General features: G+C 51.0%; 15 protein-coding genes and 2 pseudogenes. All 17 read right to left on the bottom strand.

Features of this window, described 5'->3' with window-relative positions; genetic code table 11:
* Positions 1-177: 177 nt before the first annotated feature.
* The 17 genes and pseudogenes from RGB73_RS15080 to RGB73_RS15000 all read right to left on the bottom strand — a co-directional run bounded on the left by RGB73_RS15080 (position 178) and on the right by RGB73_RS15000 (position 19,676).
* Positions 178-1,725 (bottom strand): ATP-binding protein, encoded by a 1,548-nt coding sequence (locus tag RGB73_RS15080; protein WP_310773970.1) that lies wholly within the window; start codon positions 1,723-1,725, stop codon positions 178-180.
* 397 nt (positions 1,726-2,122) lie between these two features.
* Positions 2,123-3,289: a Ger(x)C family spore germination protein gene (locus RGB73_RS15075; protein WP_310773967.1), complete on the bottom strand. Its 1,167-nt coding sequence runs from the start codon at positions 3,287-3,289 to the stop codon at positions 2,123-2,125.
* Positions 3,270-4,402: pseudogene (locus RGB73_RS15070) on the bottom strand (GerAB/ArcD/ProY family transporter). Before RGB73_RS15070 ends, RGB73_RS15075 begins: the two are co-directional and overlap by 20 nt.
* Positions 4,403-4,414: 12 nt before the next feature.
* Positions 4,415-5,857 carry a spore germination protein gene (locus RGB73_RS15065; protein ID WP_310773965.1) on the bottom strand — a complete coding sequence of 481 codons (1,443 nt, stop codon included), beginning with the start codon at positions 5,855-5,857 and terminating at the stop codon, positions 4,415-4,417.
* A gap of 249 nt (positions 5,858-6,106) precedes the next feature.
* A complete protein-coding gene (locus tag RGB73_RS15060) occupies positions 6,107-7,369 on the bottom strand; it encodes an MDR family MFS transporter (protein WP_310773962.1) in 1,263 nt (420 codons plus the stop codon).
* A gap of 235 nt (positions 7,370-7,604) precedes the next feature.
* Positions 7,605-8,933 (bottom strand): annotated as a pseudogene (locus tag RGB73_RS15055) (IS3 family transposase).
* A gap of 134 nt (positions 8,934-9,067) precedes the next feature.
* Positions 9,068-10,282, bottom strand: a complete 1,215-nt coding sequence (locus RGB73_RS15050) for an MFS transporter (RefSeq protein WP_310773959.1) — start codon at positions 10,280-10,282, stop codon at positions 9,068-9,070.
* Positions 10,257-10,937, bottom strand: coding sequence for an HAD family hydrolase (locus RGB73_RS15045; RefSeq protein ID WP_310774323.1), 681 nt, complete (start codon positions 10,935-10,937; stop codon positions 10,257-10,259). Before RGB73_RS15045 ends, RGB73_RS15050 begins: the two co-directional genes overlap by 26 nt.
* A 120-nt stretch (positions 10,938-11,057) precedes the next feature.
* Positions 11,058-12,044, bottom strand: coding sequence for an SIS domain-containing protein (locus RGB73_RS15040; RefSeq protein ID WP_396136219.1), 987 nt, complete (start codon positions 12,042-12,044; stop codon positions 11,058-11,060).
* 27 nt (positions 12,045-12,071) lie between these two features.
* Positions 12,072-12,905 (bottom strand): sugar phosphate isomerase/epimerase family protein, encoded by an 834-nt coding sequence (locus RGB73_RS15035; protein WP_310773954.1) that lies wholly within the window; start codon positions 12,903-12,905, stop codon positions 12,072-12,074.
* Positions 12,906-12,927: 22 nt separating this feature from the next.
* A complete protein-coding gene (locus tag RGB73_RS15030; protein WP_310773951.1) occupies positions 12,928-13,755 on the bottom strand; it encodes a carbohydrate ABC transporter permease in 828 nt (275 codons plus the stop codon).
* A 9-nt stretch (positions 13,756-13,764) separates the two neighbouring features.
* Positions 13,765-14,658 carry a carbohydrate ABC transporter permease gene (locus tag RGB73_RS15025; protein ID WP_310773947.1) on the bottom strand — a complete coding sequence of 298 codons (894 nt, stop codon included), beginning with the start codon at positions 14,656-14,658 and terminating at the stop codon, positions 13,765-13,767.
* 54 nt (positions 14,659-14,712) lie between these two features.
* Positions 14,713-16,032 (bottom strand): ABC transporter substrate-binding protein, encoded by a 1,320-nt coding sequence (locus tag RGB73_RS15020; protein ID WP_310773945.1) that lies wholly within the window; start codon positions 16,030-16,032, stop codon positions 14,713-14,715.
* 65 nt (positions 16,033-16,097) lie between these two features.
* Positions 16,098-16,829, bottom strand: coding sequence for a GntR family transcriptional regulator (locus RGB73_RS15015; protein WP_310773943.1), 732 nt, complete (start codon positions 16,827-16,829; stop codon positions 16,098-16,100).
* Positions 16,830-16,918: 89 nt separating this feature from the next.
* Positions 16,919-17,770, bottom strand: a complete 852-nt coding sequence (locus RGB73_RS15010; protein ID WP_310773940.1) for a PfkB family carbohydrate kinase — start codon at positions 17,768-17,770, stop codon at positions 16,919-16,921.
* Between the two features lie 102 nt (positions 17,771-17,872).
* Entirely contained in the window at positions 17,873-18,886 is a 1,014-nt protein-coding gene (locus RGB73_RS15005; protein WP_310773938.1) for an SIS domain-containing protein, read from the bottom strand.
* A gap of 76 nt (positions 18,887-18,962) precedes the next feature.
* Positions 18,963-19,676 (bottom strand): GntR family transcriptional regulator, encoded by a 714-nt coding sequence (locus tag RGB73_RS15000; RefSeq protein WP_310773935.1) that lies wholly within the window; start codon positions 19,674-19,676, stop codon positions 18,963-18,965.
* Positions 19,677-19,877 lie beyond the last annotated feature (201 nt).

Below are 19,877 nucleotides of genomic sequence, written 5' to 3'. Positions count from 1 at the left end.
CGCGAAGATTCTGTCAACATTTCCAAGTTCATGAAACTGACCAAACGAAAAAGCAGCGGAAGCTCTGGACTATAGACAAGTCCTGAACTCCTGCTGCTTTTTGCTAACCGACACCTGCCTTTAAAATGGGCAGGCGAAGTTTCCCTTGAGGGATGTTGCTGCTGCATTCGAACACCGCTATGTATGGAGATAATCCCCCAATGCTTGTTCCAGCGTTCCTTTTACGGTCACTTTATTGTCAAAAGCAATTCCGTTTCGAATGATGGTTTTTACCACTTCTGCGCGCATGCCAGTCACCACCGTTTTGCATCCCATCAGGCTCATGCCATCGATCAAATGCAGCAGCTGGGTGATCACATCGCTCTCCATCTCAACGACTCCGGATAAGTCGATAATCAGGCTCTCGATCCTCGATGTCCCGATATAATGGAGGACTTTTTCCTCCAATATATGTACCCGGTGGTCGTCGATATGACCAATCAATGGAAGGATGCACGTGGTTCGGTTCAATGGGATGATGGGAACCGACAGCCCATCGACGATTTCCTTCTGCGCCTGGATCAATTTGTCCTTGTATTCGGAATAGCTCACGAAGAAATGATTGAGGAATTGATCAATGAGATTATTAATCCGTTTTTCCTGCATGAAAAAATGTTCACGAACGGCTTCGGTCTCTTTCAGCCGGTCGTAATTGTACAAAAAGTCCCAAAGCACCCTTCGCACCGTCTGGACCCATTCCAATTTGAAAGCAAGGGTCAAGGAATATTTTGCCCACGCGACTCCTTCCTGTTTCGCAAAGGAAATCATCTCAAGCTCTCGCCCCTCGACGACGTACAGAACGAGCCGATAGGCGTTTGCGACTAAGTCGATGTTCCCTATTTGCAAAATTTCGTCGATTTTGTCCTTGACTGTGACAGCCTCGCTCAGGAGACGCTTCTCGAACAGCTTTCGGTTTTTCGAAAAAAAGCTTTGCAGGTCTTGGTCATCCTCGTATTCCACATTCAAGTTAGTCACCCCAGCGTATTCCCGATTCGACTCTTTTGGCAGTTTTATAATGAAGGCAGTACCGCGATTTTCCGAACTATGTACTTCGATAAACCCTTTATGCTCATGCACGACAGAGTAAACCTGGGTGAGCCCCATCCCGGTTCCGTCCACCTTTGTGGTAAAGAACGGCGTTCCAAGCATGCTGAGCTTTTGCTGGGAAATGCCAACCCCTGTGTCCTCGATGATGATCACGACGTAGTCTTGCTCTACGTAATGTTCCACTTTGACGGTGCCTTGCCCGGGAATGGCTTCAAAGGCGTTTTTCAGCAAATTGAACAGCGCCTTTTTGATTTGATTCCGCTTGCCGTAGATGGTGACGTCGCCATCCAGCAATCTCTTCTCGATCGATACCCGGTACATTTGATCCTGAAAAAGGGAGATCAACGATTCCAATTCCACGGCAATCTTTATCAATTGAAACGGCTCATTGTCCAAATCGGGCTTGGAAACCTGCAACAAGTTTTCGATGGTCATCAGTGCATTGTTCAATTCCGATTGAGCGATTTTTAAATACTCTTGATTGTGTTCCTCCTGCAGCAACTGCAAAAAACCTCTGACAGCAGTCAAAGGATTCTTCACTTCATGGGCAATTCCTGCTGCAATTTGCCCTACCGACGCCAACTGAACCAAATGGGTCTCACTTCCGCCTTCCGTTTCTTTCTTTACATGTGGATACATCCCTTCCCCTCTCCTTTTCTACATTTTTAGTTATATTTATAAAATTTCTATTTCATTATAGTATTTCCTTTCTAGGAGATCGAATTGCAAAGGAACTACTTGTTTTCGGAAGACGAGGCTGACTGTTTGGAATAGAAGAAGTGAGGGGAAAGCGGCTGCTGTTTGTTCACGCTACCAGACAGCAGCCGCCGATTTCTGAGATCGCACGACTGAGGCTATGCTTTATGAATACCCGTTTTCAAGTTCGATGACTTTCGTGGCGAGCTGGTTCGTGAATTCACGGTCGTGCTCCACAAACAGAATGCTAGGTGCGTACGCAAGCAAATACTCGAACGCGGCTGGGGATGGAAAAGACGCCTATAGCGCCTTCCATTGAATGGATTCGTCCTCGTGCCTGTTAGTCAGTGATGCTCGTGCGGATGATGTCGTTGTGCACCCGAAACGTAAATTTTGCCTGCTTGTACCGTTTTCGCCACTCTTCTTTTTTCAGTTCCTCGGCTCGGGTCTGGGCCCGGAATTGCTCTCCGAAACCAATCGGATCGATCTCTTTTTGTTGAAGAAACTTGATCAGTTGTTCCATTTCCTTCTCCATCTTCTTTTCGATACCGTGGTTGAGCTGATTCAGGACCTGAGTGCTCTCCAGATTCGTCTTGATTCCGATTTCCGATAAACGGGAGCGAATCTTGATTTCCACATCAAATGCCGGCGGATTGACAGAAGTGAGTTTCACTTTCGATTTGCTGGCGATCGTATCCAGGACGACCGGGACTTCTTGCACTTTCAGGGTTGGGCTTACGCTTGGGTAGCCTCGCGCTTTGATTATATGCTTAGGCAGAGTGGTCTGGAAAGTGCCTGTGCGGAACTGGTCGCGGATCAGCTTGATATAAAACGATTGATGAGGCTTAATCCAGTCCACAAACCGATCATCCTTGAACAGGGCGAGCCCCAGAATCTTGATGTCATCGCCTTTTCGCTCAAGGTATGGCAAGCAGGGGTCGCTGCCCTCACTGTAATACGCACGCAAAAACTCGTGCAGAGTCGGCGAGATGAGCTGTTCGCCCCGTACGTTTTTGAAAATCGAGTAGTACAGATACAAGCCAATGTTCCCTTGTTCCTGAAAGGATGCGTTCACCAGATCGTAGCTTTTACCACGGACCACTGCCAGATAGGGACGGCTTCCCACTTCCGTCCGGTCCAATCCGCCTACGAAGCGGATGATTCCGTTCTTCGCCATGTCTTCATTGAAAATTGCGACTCGCATCTGCCCCAGTCGCGGTTTGCGGTCCAATTGAAAATCGAGGTCGTTCAAGATCCCCCTCAGCGTAGTCTCTGTCCCTGAAATGATCTGGACTTTTTGTTTCGCCATGGAATTGACGACCGGGATGGCGGCAGTTCCCCGAATCCGTTTTTTCTCTAACTGATCAAAACCGATAACCGTGATCAGGCCCGTCTCATCCAGTATCCGGGGGGGCTCACAACCAATGAGCGTCATGGATAGCATGAGCGTCATTACGAAAGCCAGTCCCTTACTGCCCGAATGCGGCTTACGCTTGTTTATCCTCACTGCTTTGCCCTCCCATCGCCCGTTTGCGCCAGATGCGTTTCACTTCCACCATCAAAAAGAGAAAAAGCGGGTAGACAAAGGCGGCGTAGATCCCCACTCTGGCCACGATATTGTCCAATGCATTAATCTCAGATCGTCTAACGAAGATCGGTGAGACAACAAGAACGACCAGCATCACCAGGTAAATATTCCGTTTTTGCGACCACTGGAACATCCTTTTCAGTCCGCGGGAAACGGACCATGTATAAAGCATCAGATTCGGCAAAATAATCAGCAGCCAAAGAGGCGTCAACAGAATTTCAAAACGTTCGAGAAGGGGCACATAAACCATCTGCTGCAAATTCAACGTGGCCCAAATGGTTTTCATCAATTGCTCTTTGCTAAAAACGTAAGCGAGACAATCATCAGAACGAGATAAGATAAGTTCGTATAGAGGACGCCCATTTGAGCAAAAACCCCTGCCTTTTGCTTCTCTTTTAAAAACGGATACAGTACATAGGCGACTTCAAAGCCGATGATGGTCAAACTCATCGAAACCGATCCGTGCAGAATCTCCGTCATTTTTGCCTGTAGCACGGGGTATAAATATGACCATCTTGCGTACTCCAATGGAAAGTAGAGGTCTGTGATCAGCCAAAAGGTCACGAGCAGACTGATAAAAGTGTAGCCCGTGATCACCCGGATTCCACCCAAAATGGTATACAGAGTCAGGCCTAGAATAACGGCAGACAGCGACCACGTCGATACTTCGGGAAACATCCATGCCTGTACCACCTCCGTGTAGGAGCGGAGGACCACGATCGCTGCCATGGTGAAATAGATCATGTAGAGCAGGTTGATCAGATTGCCGAGCCATTTGCCGAATACATCGCGGTTGATCCCGTACAAATCGGCTGACGGGTATCTCGACAACGTCATGAAGATGACCCACACGACGAGGTGAACCGCAATCCCGGCAATCGCAACCGATATCCAGGCGTCATGACCGGCCTCTTTGGCGATGACCCTCTGGAAGCCAAGAATACCCACACCCACTTGGTTCGAGTGAATGAGAAAGGCGATCAAATAGGCGGGAATTTGATTGGATTCCTTGGGATACACATTAATCTGCATGCACTCTCTCCCCTAATCGTCGATGTCCTCTGTCATCTTTCCCCTGGACGGATCAAACCGAACGTCGTCTTTCGGCTGAAAAATTTGCGGCCGTATTCCGAAAAAAGAAATGGGCATTCGAATGAGGCTGTCTTTGATGTCCATGATTCGAAGCGGATAAACCGGATGGAGATAGGGCCGTCCCAAACTGGTTTGTCGAATCAAATGAGTCAGCAGCCAGCTCATCCCGATGGCAATCCCGAATCCTCCCCAGAATCCCGCCAACAAAATAATGGGGAAACGAAGCACCCGAATAGCGGCGCCCAATATATAGTTGGGGGAACTGAATGACGAAAGCGCACCGAGAGCGACGATGATGATGAGGATGTTGCTCGTAAAGCCAGCCTGCACGATGGCTTGTCCGATAACGATACCACCTACGATACCGATGGTTTGCCCGATCTTGGTCGGCAGCCGCGCTCCCGCTTCTCTCAGGAGCTCGATGATTCCCTCCAGCAAAATGGCCTCCATAATCGGCGGAAAGGGAACTCGTGAACGGGACTGGGCAAGCGAAATCAAGAGATCCGCAGGTATGATTTCGTAATGATACGTGAGAACGGCGACATAGGTCGGGGTGAGCAGCAAGGCAAGCAATACCGCCCATGCGCGAAGGAGGCGCAGGAATGAGGCAATGCTCCAGCGAAAATACGAGTCCTCCGTAGCCTGGAACAGTTGAATAAAGGTGACGGGACCGAGAATCGCAAACGGGCTGCCTTGCACCAATAAAGCCACTTGCCCTTGCAGCAAGCCCGCCACTGTCCGGTCGGGCCTTTGCGTCATCATCAATTGCGGGAATACGGAGTACTCATTGTCCTTGATGTATTGGGCGAGCATACTCGAATCGACCACACTCTCCACCACCAGCTCTTGTACACGCTGCCTCAAGGTCTGAACGTTCTCCTCGTTGGCGATCCCATCCATATAAAGCAGGGCAATTTCGGCTGGCGCCGTCTCCCCGATCACGATGCGTTCATGAAGGAGCCGAGGGGAAACAATGTATTTGCGAATCAAGGACAGGTTGACATTCAGTTCTTCCACAAAAGAATTTTGCGGTCCCAGGATATTCGTTTCGATTTCCGGTGAATTGATTTGGCGATCCTGCGTCCCATCCGACGGAAAGTAGACCCCGTACTCCGCATGATCCAGGTGGATGTAAATGCCTCCCCTGATCAAGCTTTCGATGACCTGCTCTTCGTTGTACAGGCGTTCATCGGGCGTCACGCCAATCTGCTGCTCAATATCGTGAATGGTGATATGCGAAAGATCGCATTTTTTCAAAAGGGGGAGCAAGTGCTTATAGACCACGTCGCTGTCTGCCAAACTCTCCAGATAGAACAGCCGGAGACGGCCCCCCACTCCGTCTATATGCTCGATTTGAAGGTCGGCAGTCTTGGAAAACCAACGATGTTCCTTCATCACATTCACTCCTGATGGGCTTTTCCCTAGCTTGACGGACCCTCGCGGAAACAATTAGGGATTAGTATATCCTCCCATCGCTGCAATTAACCGGAATATAGAAGATCGTCCGTACGGGAGCCATGGTCGAACCCGGCCGTTTATTCCCAAAAAAATAAACAAGCTGCTGCCTTGTAAATGGAAACAGCTTGTCTGCGATAAGCCATGCCTATTCGGTCGCCATCCCACAAGAGAGCTGGACACCACCGTTCAATCCTTCCGTCCATCTATTGTCTCTGGGGTATGTACATCCATTCTGAATAGCTGGATGTATAGCACGATACTGATCAAGGCAAACCCAAGAATGATACTGAAAATACCCAACGGAGACAGCCAGTTGGAAAGGAAGACCGTCACTGGCGCCAAGAAACGCCCGACTGTTGCCTGCAGACTGTCCGCTCCCATATATTGCCCCCTCGCATGCGCCGGGGCATACCGACTGATGAAGCTCTGTGTCACCGGTGAGCGGACCATCTCGCCAAACGTAAAGACGATCGTTACGAAAAACAAGAACCAGAGCTGGGTATGTAGCCCAAGGGCAAACGTACCGATTCCGGAAAGCAGCGACGACAATAGGAATACATCGCGCTCTTTCCAATGCTGGAGCCATTTCGTCACGGGAAGGATAAACAGCACGAACAAAAGGCCGTTCAACCCTAACACCCATCCATATATGTCCGTACTTGTGAGCATGGGCGAATGGCTCAACCACGGGAGAAGCGGTTGGGCAGGTACCTCATTGATGATATAGACAGCCAAATACAGGTCGAGCTGCATGATGGGAACCAAAGCAAAAATGCCCGCCAGCGTATAAACCAGGAACACTTGATCACGAAGAATGAAGCCGTAGCCGTTCCACTGCTCCTTGAATACGCGAGTGATCGAGGAACTGCCTCCCTGACTTTTCATAGTTGGCGACAGCGTTTCCTGTACCAGGAAAAAAATCGCGATCACGTACAGAAGCAAGACCAGCGAGCAGGTCCACAACAGCTCTTGGCGGTATTGAAAAAAGAATACAGCTCCCAGCGCTGGCCCCAGCACGGCCCCGACGTTGTTGGCAGTCGTAAAGGTAGCAAAAATCTGGCGGCGGTAGGGTGCAGGAACCAGGTCGGCGACCATCGCAGAGCTGGCGGGCCGATAGACGGCTCCACCCAGCCCGATGCCGATGAAGGCAAAGTAATCAAACCAAGGAGATGTCGACAAGGCAAAGCAGCCGAACATCAGCGTCTGGAGAAGAGCTCCGAACAGCATGACCGGGCGCCGTCCGAACCGGTCTGCCATCGCTCCGCCGAGCAGGCTTCCCATCAAGCTGAAAACCGGCGGGATTGCCATCAGCAGCCCTGCGATATGGTGGCCGAGCGCCTCGCCAAAATAGACGGCCAAAAACGGAAAGTACATCCAAAACAGCATATTGAACAAAGCCTCTCCAATCAACCGCACTTTCAAATTGTGATCCCATAGCCTTATTTGCACGAGACACTCCCCTTTTCCCAAAACAAAGGTGATGGTAATTTCCCGGCCGGGTATCCAAACTATAAAGCATCAATCAAAAAATATATAGACTTATGATTCAGAATGTTTTATACTAATAATATGAGAGTTGAACATCCACCACATGTTTTTGAATGTTCCACAAAACGAACATACGTTCCGGAAATAACAAAGACGCTCCCTTATGAAGTGACCCCAAAAGGTTAGACAGTTTTTGTTAAGCAGCGAGTAAGGTTTGAGTTCGGTATTGCACTGGACTCAGACCTTTTAATTTTGTCTTGATACGCTTGTTGTTATAGTAATAGATATATTTTGCTAGCTCTCGTTTAAATTGTTCCACACTTTCAAACTCTTGCGTGTACAGGAATTCTGATTTTAAAGTTCCAAAGAAACTCTCCATCACAGCGTTGTCATAGCAGTTTCCTTTTCGCGACATACTCTGGGTGATGTTATTGTCTTTCAATACCTGTCGGTATTGGTTCATTTGGTAATGCCAACCTTGATCCGAGTGAATCAGCAATCTGTCTTTAGCGGTTAGTCGTTGACACGCTTGTGCCAACATTTTAGACACAAGAGAATACCTTGGTCTTGAATCAACTGTATAAGCGATAATTTCTCCGTTATACAAATCCAACATTGGTGATAAATAGAGCTTTTCACCGAATAATTTAAACTCAGTTATATCTGTTACCCATTTCTCGTTTGGTTTTTCTGCATGAAAATCACGATTCAATATGTTCGGTGCCGTCTTTCCAACTTTCCCTTTATACGAGCGATATTTTTTCATCCGAATTATGCTTTTTAAACCTAGCCTGTTCATTAATCTCTGAACTTTTTTATGATTTACCAGATATCCCCGATTCCTCAGTTCATGAGTAATACGGCGGTACCCGTAGCGCCCTTTATGTTCATGGTAAATGACCTGAATGATTGCTTTTAATTCAGCATGTTTATCTGGACGACTGTTTATTTTCACATAGTAATAGTAGGTACTGCGTGGAATGCCAGCGAGTTTCAATAAAGCTTTTATAGGAAATTCTGTCCTTAGCTCAAAAATTACTTGCGCTTTGTCTTGCTTTGTAATTTTTCCTTGCTTTGAACTAAGGCACTCAACTTTTTTAGGTAAGCATTCTCCATGCGTAAACGCTCTACTTCTTCCCGTAATGCCTCGACTGATCCCTCAACAGGTATTCCCTTTTTGGTTTCCTTTTTCACGGTTGGACGCCCCTTTTTCTTTGATTGTAGGGCGTCTATTCATCCATTTCCGAATTAAGGCAGGAGAGGTGATTTGGAAAATGGCAGCAGTTTCATTCGGAGACGTCCCAAAATGATTCATATAATTGAGTACGTCTAGTTTAAATTGGGCTGAGTAGCTTGTATAGGATTTTCTAAATGCTTCTACACCATTGTGCTCGTATTGCTTCACCCAATTCCGAACGACGCTTTCTGTTGTACCTAGGATTGCAGCAATCGATTCATAACTCTCTGTACCATCTAAATAGCGCTGAGCCGCCGACAATTTATCGTCAGATGTAAATTTGGCCATAGAAAAACTGCACCTCCAAATGTTAGATGTGTCTAACAAATGGGGTGCAGTTCATTAGGAAGCGCCTTTTTTTATGGAGCCGTCGTTTCTCCCTGATCCGTAGATCAAGCATGCCACTATTTTTATCGATCACCCTATCGTTCGAGCCGCTCCCCTGCGTTCACTGCCAGCACGGCGGACTTGTTCAAGCGAATGACGATCCACATACAGATAAGGACACAGCCGAGAAAGAACAAAATCACGGAAAAGCCCGCTTTCAGCCCGAAATGGTTGGCGAGGAGCCCGATGATACCGTTTCCCAGCATCGCCCCGATACCTGAAGCGGTAAACAAGTAGCCGAGGACTTTCCCCGCGTGATCGGCGTAGACATGACAGGCAATCGACGCTATGGTCGGAAAAATGACGGAAAAGCACAGTCCTGCCACGATGAACAAGGCAAGCGTCGCCCGATTCCCCGACATGGCGATCCCCAGCGTTACAATGGCTGCTGTCGAACTGATCATGACAGCCTTCTCTTGACCGATTCGGTTCATCCACCAGTGTGCGCTCAGACGCCCGAGCGTAAAGATCAGGTAAAAACCCGACAAGCAGAAAGCCCCTTCTGTCAATGTCAGTTTACTCACCTGAACGACATAGGATGGTAGCCAGGTAGCGAAACCTACCTCAGCCATCACATACGTCATAATAGCCGCAAGCAGGCTCATGAGTTTGGGATAGCCTCCTGCCCTCGAAATGGGAACGGGATCGCTTCTTCTCTCCTGCCTTTTCGTCGTCACATGTCCGTAGCGAAAGAAAACCGCAAAGAGCAGGATACAGCCCAGCAAGGAGATTTCGAGCCAAAACCCGCTGCGCCAATTGTTAAAATGCTCCAGGATCCACACACTCCATAACGGAAGTCCCGTCGCCCCGATCCCGTAAAAACCGTGCAGCCAGTTAAAATAGCGGGCCTGATCGTCGGCGGAACGCGAGACAGCCGGTACGGCTCCGTTGATGCCGATTTCCAGAATGCCTCCCCCGATGCCCGCAATGACAAAACCCGCTGCAAACCAGAAATAGGCTGCTACGTTCATGTAGAGAAGCAGCCCTGCGGCGATCAGTACGCCTCCCCACAAGGTCACGGCCTTTAATCCGAACCGGTCTACCGCGAGACCTCCTGTGAACGAACCGGTCAAGTATCCGACTGATCCCAGAGAAAAGGCGGCGCTGATTTGCAGATAATTCAGCTGCAAGTCCGCTTGCATCATAGGAGTGACCATGCTTCTCAAGGCATCAATCGAACCGAAGAATAGCATGCTGGCGAGGGAAATGAACAGCAGCTTCCTCTCAAATGAGGCCACGGGGTCGTTCACTCGCCTTTCTCTCCAGTTCGCGCACAATTTCCGACAAAGGACGCTCTGCCATCGAAGTCAGCCGCAGATCGTACCGCTCAAATAAGAGGTGACCCGTAACCGGATTGGGGACGATTACGCAATGCAATCCGGCTGTGGTCGCCGCTTTTGCACCAGGCGCAGAGTCTTCGAACGCGATTGCTTCACCCGGTGTCAATTGGAGAGCCTCGATTGTCTGCAGATACAGCTCGGGGTCTGGCTTCACTCTCGCCACATCATCCGCCGTTTTGATCGCGTCAAAAAACGAGAGGAGTTGTAGCTGCCCGAGGAACCCCCGTACCCAGGCCCGATCCGAGCTGGACGCCAGACCGATTTTCATGTCCAGTGCCTTTGCTTCCTCTAGATACGTCCGTACCCCTTCTCGCGCATCCAGCTTTTGGATCTTCTCGCGATGAAGTTCTTTTGCCGTGCGCTTGACCGCCATCAGAAGTTCTTCGTTTCCGATCCGTTCTTTCAGATAGCGATCGAAGTCAGCGCCGTGTGTGCCCACATAGGAGGCAAAGTCCTCCAGCGGCAGGTCCAGATGCAATTGCCTGAATGCCTCACGAAACGAGTCGTACCAGACGGTTTCCGTATCGAGAATCAAACCGTCGAAGTCAAAAACGATTCCTTTGATCATCTCTTTTCTCCTCCTATCCACCATCCACGCGCATACGCCTTTCGCACGACGAGGTCAGCCGACCACTTAGTCCCGCGCGAAAGGCGCCGTCCCCAGTATTCTGTGATCTCTCTCGCTTCAGTAAGGCACCTTCCACATGTAACGGCGGGTGCTCAGGGGATGCTGGCGAGCTTCGGCCAGTTCTTCGGCATAGACTCTGAGCACCCGCTGCAAGACGATGGGCGCGAGGTATCCCCGTACGCTTTCGTCTATTTGCCCCCAGTCAACATCGTTGGCGTCCACGACGATGATGTTTTCTCCGTATTTCTGCGAGAATGCCAGCGAGCGTTTTTCCACAGGGCGAGTCTCATCCAGTCCGAGCAGCTGGATGATCGGCACATCCTTCTCCAAGATTTCAAAAGGCCCGTGAAAATACTCGCCGGCATGAATCGCATGGGAGTGAATCCACTGCATCTCCATCAAGATGCAAATGGCAAACCAGTAGGCGATCCCATAGTTGGCTCCGCTGCCCATAGTGTAGATGATGTTTGCTTCCCGAAAGGTGCGGCCGAAATCCTTCGCTGCCGCCCGGGCCTGCTCCTTCGCCTTCTCCAACACGGGTCTCAGCTCCGCCAAAGAACGAATCAACGTATCAAATTTCCGATTCCCCTCCTGGATGTGCAAAAGACCGAAGACAAGCTCGTACATGATCGCGTGCGGGTCGTTCAGAAAGGGATGTTCCTTTCCTTCCTCATACACGATCACGAATTCGGATGCGTGTGCCAACGGCGAGTCGGCCTCGTTCGTGAGAGAGACGGTCATCGCCCCCTTCTTTCTCGCGTGGCGAGCGGCTTCCACGGTTTCGGACGTCTTTCCGTAATGAGAGCAGAGGATGACGAGCGATTTCTCCCCAAGCCTTGCGGGGTTTCGGTAGACGAACTCGTTGGAGCTGTACAGGTCCGAATCGATCCTTTTCGCTTCGCGGTCCAGCGCATATTTGCTGGCGTACATGAGCGCAGAGGAACCGCCGCAGGCGACCAGGTACACCTTTTCTATTTCTCTTCGTTGCAGCTCCTCCAGTACGCGACCTACTTGTTCAGACAGCATGTGTTTCTCCTCCTCCATTGATGGGTCTTTAGTCACTTGCTTTGCCTACGCCCAATACGGCTCGAGCAGCTTCAGAGACGCTTCCACTGCCCTGTCCGGATCCAGCAGGTACTGCGATGATGTGAATTCCAGCGACAATGCACCGGTGTAGCTGTTTCTCCCCAAAGCTTCCATGTAGTCCGCGAGCGGAAGGTGTCCATCTCCCCAGGCCAAATGGCCGCCCGGCTTTCCGTCGATCAGATGGATATGGACCAGATCGTCGCCAAACTGCTCGAAATAGCTCTCCAAATCCTCGCCCTCCACGGCCATCGCTACCGTATCGACCATGCCTTTGACAGAAGCAGACCCAATTTCCCCAAGCATGCGCGTCAAGTCGGACCGATCGCAAACCAGGTTGGATTCGATGCGTTGGAGCGGTTCCAAAGCGAGCGTGATCCCCATTTGCTGCGCATACTCGGCAAGCTGCCGCAAGGAATCGCACGACCGCTGCCACGCTTCCTCTCTGGGTTCATTGCGATAGCCCCAGCCTGCGGTCACCAAAACGATCGGGGACTGCAGCTCGGCGCTCACCTCGATGGACTTTTGAAAGTACTGCAGGCTTCTTTCCCTGACTGCGTTCTCTTTGGCGGCGAGGTTGACAGGATACATGCACTGCTCCGGTGTGAAGCACACGACCGTAAGTCCGCGAACATCCAGCTCTCTTCTGATTTGCTTGAGGTCGCCTGACGACAAATCCTCCACATAACAATGCGGCGCCGCACCCCAGAGCTCGATGTGCTCGAATTGGTAGCGGACCATGGAATCCAGAAAGTAGGTCAACGGATAGTGAAGGTAATGAAAGTTCATGCCGGTGATTTGCGATCGTTTGATTGCAGCCATCTTACCCCTCCCGAGCGATTGGTTATCCTTTTACACTGCCTGCCATCATGCCGCGTACAAACTGTTTTTGGAACAGGATGAAGACGATGATCATGGGCAAAGCGGAAATCGCCAGACCTGCCAGCTGGACGCCGAAATCCGTGTTCAGCTGGCTCCTCAAGTTCATGAGGCCGACCGGAATCGTCCGGAGTGCGGAGTCTTCGATGAATACCATCGCAAACATAAACTCGTTCCAGACATTCATACCGGTGAGCAAGGCGGCAGAAGCCAAGATCGGCTTGCCCATAGGCAAAATGATGTGCCAATAGACCTGCCAGGTGCTGCAGCCGTCAATCGTCGCCGACTCCTCCAGCTCTCTCGGGATGGAGAGGAAGTACGACCGCATCAGGAAGATTGAAAACGGCAACTGAAAAGCGACATACGGGACGATCAACCCCCAGTGTGTGTTGTACAGCCCGATCATCTGCAGCATTTTGTAAAGGGAGATCAGGCTCACCTGCGGAGCCAGCATCAAGCCGCTCACGACAATCAGCAAGAGAAGGTTGGCTCCCTTAAAGCGAAAGCGGCTAAGTCCGAATGCAGCCATGGAGCCGATCAGGAGCACGAGGAACACCGAGACGACGGTGACGAAAGCGCTGTTCAGGAAGTAGTGGCCGATCCCTGCCTTCCAGGCGGAGACGTAATTTTGCCACTGCCACTTCTCAGGCAACCCCCAAGGGTCAAGGAAGAAATTTCGATTGGATTTGAAGCCATTCATGGCAAGCCAGAACAGCGGGTACAGGATACAGATCGCATAGGCGGCAAACCATAGCCAGATCGCTATGCGGTAGAGTCGGTTCAGCCCGGTCATCAGAACGATTTACACCTCCCTGCCCGTTTTGGATATGCGCATTTGCAAGAGAGACAAAAGGAGCGTAATGGCAAAAATCACAGTCCCGATGGACGAAGCGTACCCCATTTCATCATTGCGGAACGCTGCCCGGTACAGCATCGTTCCCAGCACTTCGGTAGAACGGCCGGGTCCTCCGAAGGTCATGACGTACACTTCATCGAACACTTTGAACGCTCCGATGACCGTGATCATGCTTCCGACCAAAATCATTTCCTTCAGTTGGGGAATCGTGATGTGGAAAAACGTGCGGATCCGGCTGGCTCCGTCCATCATCGCGGCCTCGTACAATTCTCCGGGAATTTTGTGCATCGCGATCAGGAAAAGCATCGTCATGTAGCCGGTATACTGCCATTGAGAGACAGCCACGACTGCGTAAATCGCCGTTTTGCTGTCACCCAGCCAAGAGCGCGCCCAGTCGTTGTGGCCGATCGCTTTCAACGCACCATTGATCAGTCCGATATCGGGGTTGTACAACAGCTGCCACATGAGACCGACTACCGATATAGAGATGACGGCCGGCATAAAAAATACGGTCCGAAAAAAAGGCTGCCAGCGTCGGATGATTTTCTCCTCGAGGATGGCGGCGATTACCAGCCCTCCTCCTACCTGAAACAAAAGGGAGATGACCGCATACAGCGAGTTGTTTTTTAATGCGATGTAGAAGACGGGGTCTCGGAACAGCTTCGTGTAGTAATCCAGCCCGACAAACTCGCCATTCATGTCAAATGCGCTCCACCGGAACATGCTGTAATACAGATTGAACACGATCGGAAGGAAGACGAACAGCACGATGAGGAGAAGGGCCGGTATGATGAAAGGGAGTGCGGACCGGGCATTGGAAAATGACGATTTCAACATCATGCTCCCTCCTGGGGAGAGGGAAAGCAGTGCAAGGGCTGCTTTCCCCCGAATGACTTACTGCTTCACTTCCTGTTTGACCTCTTGTGCCACTGCCTGCACTTCTTTCATGACGTCTTCCGGCGATTTGGTGCCATCCAAAAGCAGCTGGATGTTGGAGAGGTACGCATCCGCCACTTTGGCATGCACATCGGTGTCCAGCCATTCGGCCATGCCTTCGGCGCTCTTCATCATGTCAACGGCTTCAGCGACTTGCTTCATTGCCGTATCCGGATTCGTCGCTCCCACGATCGGACTGGGCCAGCCGATACTCTTGACCAGCTTTTCCGCATTTTGCTTGCTGGTCAAGAACTTCAAGAATGCGATGGCTTCTTTCGGATGCTCGGTTTTCGATGATACGATAAACCCGTCGGGCGCTCCGGTAATGTAGTTCTGATTTCCTTTTCCTTCCGGGATGGAAGGCAACGGGAAGAAGTCAAACGGCGCCTGCATATTTTTTTGCGCTTCCTGGAATTCCTCCAGCTCGAGGTACATCATCGCACCTTTCCCTGCAAAGAACATCTGGGTGGCCATATCATGGGAGCTCGAGTTGATGTTGTCGTTGAAGTATCCCTTGTCGTTAAGTTCCTTCAAATATTCCAAAGCCTTGATATAACCCGGATCCGTAAATTCTCCCGAGCTGGGATTGTAGTCTTTCATCCGTACGTCGCCCGGTACCAGCTTCTGGTTCAGTCCCGTCAAATAGTGAATGGCTGCCCAGGGACTCGCGTTGCCGAGCACGATGGGCGTCTCCCCTGCCTGCTTCAACTTGTCTAAAAGTTGCAAAAATTCACCCCATGTCTTCGGCTTTTGCAGCTGATACTTGTCAAAGATCTCCTTGTTGTAGACGAAGAACTTCCCGTTGAAGCGCAGCGGTACCCCGTAGTTTTTGCCGTCCGAGACGAACGGCTGAAGCGAGGCTGGAATGAAGCTGTTTTTCCACTCGGGATCGGCATTCAATGCTTCCGTCAAATCCATGGCGGCTCCCGAGCGTACGAACTTCCTGGCGAATTCTCCCGACCATGAGAACATGATGTCCGGAACGGAGCCTCCACCCATGATGACTCTCAGTTTGTCCTTCATCGGTTCGTCGGCTACCGCCTCTATCTTGATTTTGATGGAAGGATTCTGGCTTTCAAATTCCTTGACAACTTCTTCAAAGTAAGGAGCGTACTCAGGCTGGGGCCACTTGTGCAGGATTTTCAGTTCGATCTTTCCGTCGGCACCGGATCCTGACGCGGATTCGCCTGCCGTGGAGGACGGGCTGGAACAACCGCTTGCGATCAACGACAAAACCAACGTACCGAGTAGAGCCAGCTTTCGTGTACAGGTCAACACGACGATTCCTCCCCTTAATGGTATATACCATTATTTCTAAAAAAATTTGTTTGCCTCCGATTCTTTCATTTGAGGTGTAATTCCGAGTAATACCGCACAATGTCGCTGCGTGTGATCGACTTGGAAAACTCGATTTCCCGCCCTTTTTTGTCATAAGCGACTGCTTCCAGCAAAATACAGGGGCTCTCCGGTTTGATCCGCAGCAGCTTGCTTTCCGCTTCGTCGGAAAATGTGACTTGCATGTACTCCCGGGCTTTCACCAGCACGATTTGGTAGACGTCTTCCAATACTTGATAAAGAGAGGTGTCATCCGCGATGTGCTCTTCGATTCCCGGGCAGTACCCGTACGGAAGGAACGACTCCTCGATGGCCACCGGCGTCCCGTCGACCAATCGCAGGCGCCTGAACACGATCACTTCTTCCCCCTCCGGCACTTTCAGTTTCCTCGCCAGGGATGGCTTCGCCAGATCTTTCCGGACGGAGAGCAGCTGTGTGTTCGGTCGAAGCCCCTTGCCAAGCATATTTTTGGTAAAGCTGTTGAATGTAATGAAGTCCATCTCGATCTTCTTGTTGGTAACGAATGTTCCCGATCCTACCCTGCGCTCGACCACTCCCTCCCTCTCCAGGATGGACAAGGTATGTCTGGCCGTCATTCTGCTGATCCCGTACAAGTCCGCAAGCTCCCTTTCGGATGGCAGCTTGTCTCCGCTGGAAAGCTTTCCGCTCTCGATCTCGTCCAGGATTTTGTTCTTTAACTGCTTATAGAATGGAGTGCTATCACTAGTGCGTGGTTCCATGCCGACTCAACCTTCTCCTGATTGGTATATACCTTTATAGCGATCATGAAGTTATCTGACGATTCTGTCAAGTGCGGGCGAGTTCGTATTTAAAATGATTGCCCATGACCGAATGCCCCGTCAATCAGGCAGGTTTTTGCCGAGAACGAAGCGGCTTTTTGCAAGCCGGACAAAATGGCTTCCCGGGAAGGAAGCTGGTTTTTCTTCCAGCCAGACTGCACCAAATGGATGAGAAAGGCGGTCAGATAGGAATCTCCGGCTCCCATCGTATCGACGGGCTCCACGTATTCGACAGTCCCGGCGTACGTCTCTCCTCCGCAGAAGAAAAGCGGTCCCCTCGATCCTCGCGTGACGAGAATCCCATCGACTCCGTACACTCTCACACGGCTGGCCAGCTGTGTAATTTCTTCTTCCGTCAAATGCCCGCCTGAAAACAAGGCAAAGTCGATGTGCGGACACACTCGCCCCAAGTAGTCGTCCGTCCTGAATTTTGACTCTTCCGAGAAATCGTAGGCGACCAATGCGTCCAGGCGGCGCAGCTTGGGCAGCTCGGACTCTACGTTGGCGTAGCAGCCGGAGTGGATGAGTGCGAAGTCTTTCATGTACGTCAAATCGTCCTTGCTCAGGACGGGTGGCAGCTGCGTAGAGATGCCGCCTTTGTTTCCACCTACAAACACCCTGTCTCCATCGACGAGATTGACCTCGGCGTAGCCATTTTCACCATCTCGCTGCAAGCAGCGCGAAAGATCGATGCCGATTGACGTCAGCTCCTGCCGGATGAAAGCAGCGATCTCGTCGTTGCCAAACGCGCCTAGATACGCGGAAGGAATCCCCAGCTGCTTCGCATAGACGGCAAAATTGACGGAGTTGCCTCCCGGATATCGCGTCCTGGTGTGGAGATAGACATCTGCGACATTGTCGCCAAAGCCGATTACTTTCATGTAGCTGCCTCCTCGCTTTCTCCCTTTTGCCCGAAACCGCTTTCATCCCTTTGCCAAACAGAGCACTACCTCTGTAGTGCTCCTCTTGAATACGGCTGCCGGTCAGTAGTCCATCTTGCGGTAGTATCGTCTTGTCTCCAGCGGATGGTTCCGCTCGCGCTCTAGGTACACGCTGATCCGATTCAGCAGCGCCCAGTTGAGGCTGATCGCAAAATATTGTCGCAGCTCCTCGCTAATCCCTTCCAGCGCAAATTCTTTTGTATCGAGGATGAACAGTTCTTTCGTGATTTTTTCGGCGAAACGCTCCACCCGTTCGACCAAAGGCCGAGTCTCGTCTTCCCCTTTGAGCAGAATGACGCTGGTATTCTCCTCGACCAGCTCCAGCGTGCCATGGAAAAATTCCGCTGCATGGATTGATTTCGAACGAATCCACTGCATTTCCTCCAGAATGCACATCGCGTACGAATACGTGTTGCCCCACAGGTTGCCAGCGCCGACCAGCATATGGTAATCCGTATCCTTGTGCCGGATCGCAAATGCCTCTGCGCGCTGCTCGAACGACTCCATCGCCTCGAGCATGGCTTCGGGAAGCAAGGCGACCTCCGAGGTGAACTGTTCGTACAGAGGGAATTCGCGGTTGTTGTGCATGAAGCGGAAGGTCAGCATGTACAGGTGGAGGAAGAACGTGTCAAACGAATGCTTCTCATGTCCGGTCGAGATGCAGTAATCGACGATTTTTGCGAGCGGAGTGTCGGGATCCGCGACCAGCCCGATTGTCGTGGCTCCTCTATCCTTGCAATACTGCGCCGCGGCGACCGTTTCTTTGGTCGTGCCGGATACCGATGCGAAAATACAGACGGAATCTTTGCCGAAATGCTTGTGATTCATGACCATGAATTCCGCAGCGATTTCCGCATGGACTTTCAGCGTGGAGCTGGACTTGAAGATATACTCGTACGGGTACATCATTGCGATGGTGCCGCCTGCGCCAATCAGAAACAGGTTGCGGAAGCCTCTCGCAGAAATTTCGTCGACGATCTTCTCGATGTTTTCCCGCTGCGCAATGGCGTCCTTCCCTACTGTCTGAAGAAACAGCTGTGAATCGAATTTCAACATCCGTATTCCTCCCCACGATAATGGCTTTTTATTTTAAAGCGCTTGGCTCTAAAACCAGGCAGGGCTGCACGTCCAGTCATCTCAGGATCGTACTGAACTGGCAGCGGTCACCTCTAGCGATTTCAATCGTGTACTCGACAGGGAGCTTTTCCTCAGTGGCTGTCACCACTTTGGTGCATACAGCCGCTTCGCCCTCAGCCACACCAAGGAAAGCCGCTTCCTCTTCGGTCAGGTACGTCAGGCTGATTTCTTGTCTGCTTCGGGTGAGCTCAATGCCGTACACGTTTCGCAAAACCGCGTACAGCGACTGTTTTTCCAGATCGTGTTTCTCGAGCCCGGGGCAAAAGCGGGACGGGATGTAAATCGTCTCCAGCGAGAAAGGCTCCTCTTCCACGATCCGGATTCGTTTCAGCTCGATCACTGGTGTGCCAAGCAGGATCGAGAAGGTTTGCGCCAGCTTCTTGTTCGCTTCGATTTGCCTGCAGGAAATCACGTTGGTGCGGGCATCCAGTCCTGCCTCTTTCATGGCTTCGGAAAAGGAGAGGAACTGCCACAAGTTTCGGTTGATTTTCTTGGCAGCGACATACGTGCCGCTGCCAGGAACACTGTAGAGAATCCCTTCGTCGACAAGACGCCGGGTGGCACTTCTGAGGGTCATCCGGTTCACGTCCCAGATTTCGCTGAGTTCCCTTTCCGATGGAAGCTTGTCATGTGCCTTCAACTGGTGCTCCTGGATGTACGCCTCGATCTTTTCCGTGAGATCCGAACGGACAGTATCGTACTTCCTCATGGTCCTGCCATCTCCCAACTGGTATACTCATCTACCAAGAAACGACTCTATACCACTTTTAAATACATACCACTTGATTCGAATACTATACCAGTCGCATTCTTCCGTCAACAAAAAAATGGAAATCCGCCCATGCAAAAAAACCTCTCTTTCCGTTACACGCGGCTGGCGTCACGGAAAGGAGGCCTCCCTATCCATTTC

This window comes from Brevibacillus brevis (assembly GCF_031583145.1).
GTDB classification, from domain to species: Bacteria; Bacillota; Bacilli; order Brevibacillales; family Brevibacillaceae; genus Brevibacillus; species Brevibacillus brevis_E.
Note: the sequence above shows the minus strand (reverse complement) of the source record. Positions and strands in the feature narration are given on the sequence as shown.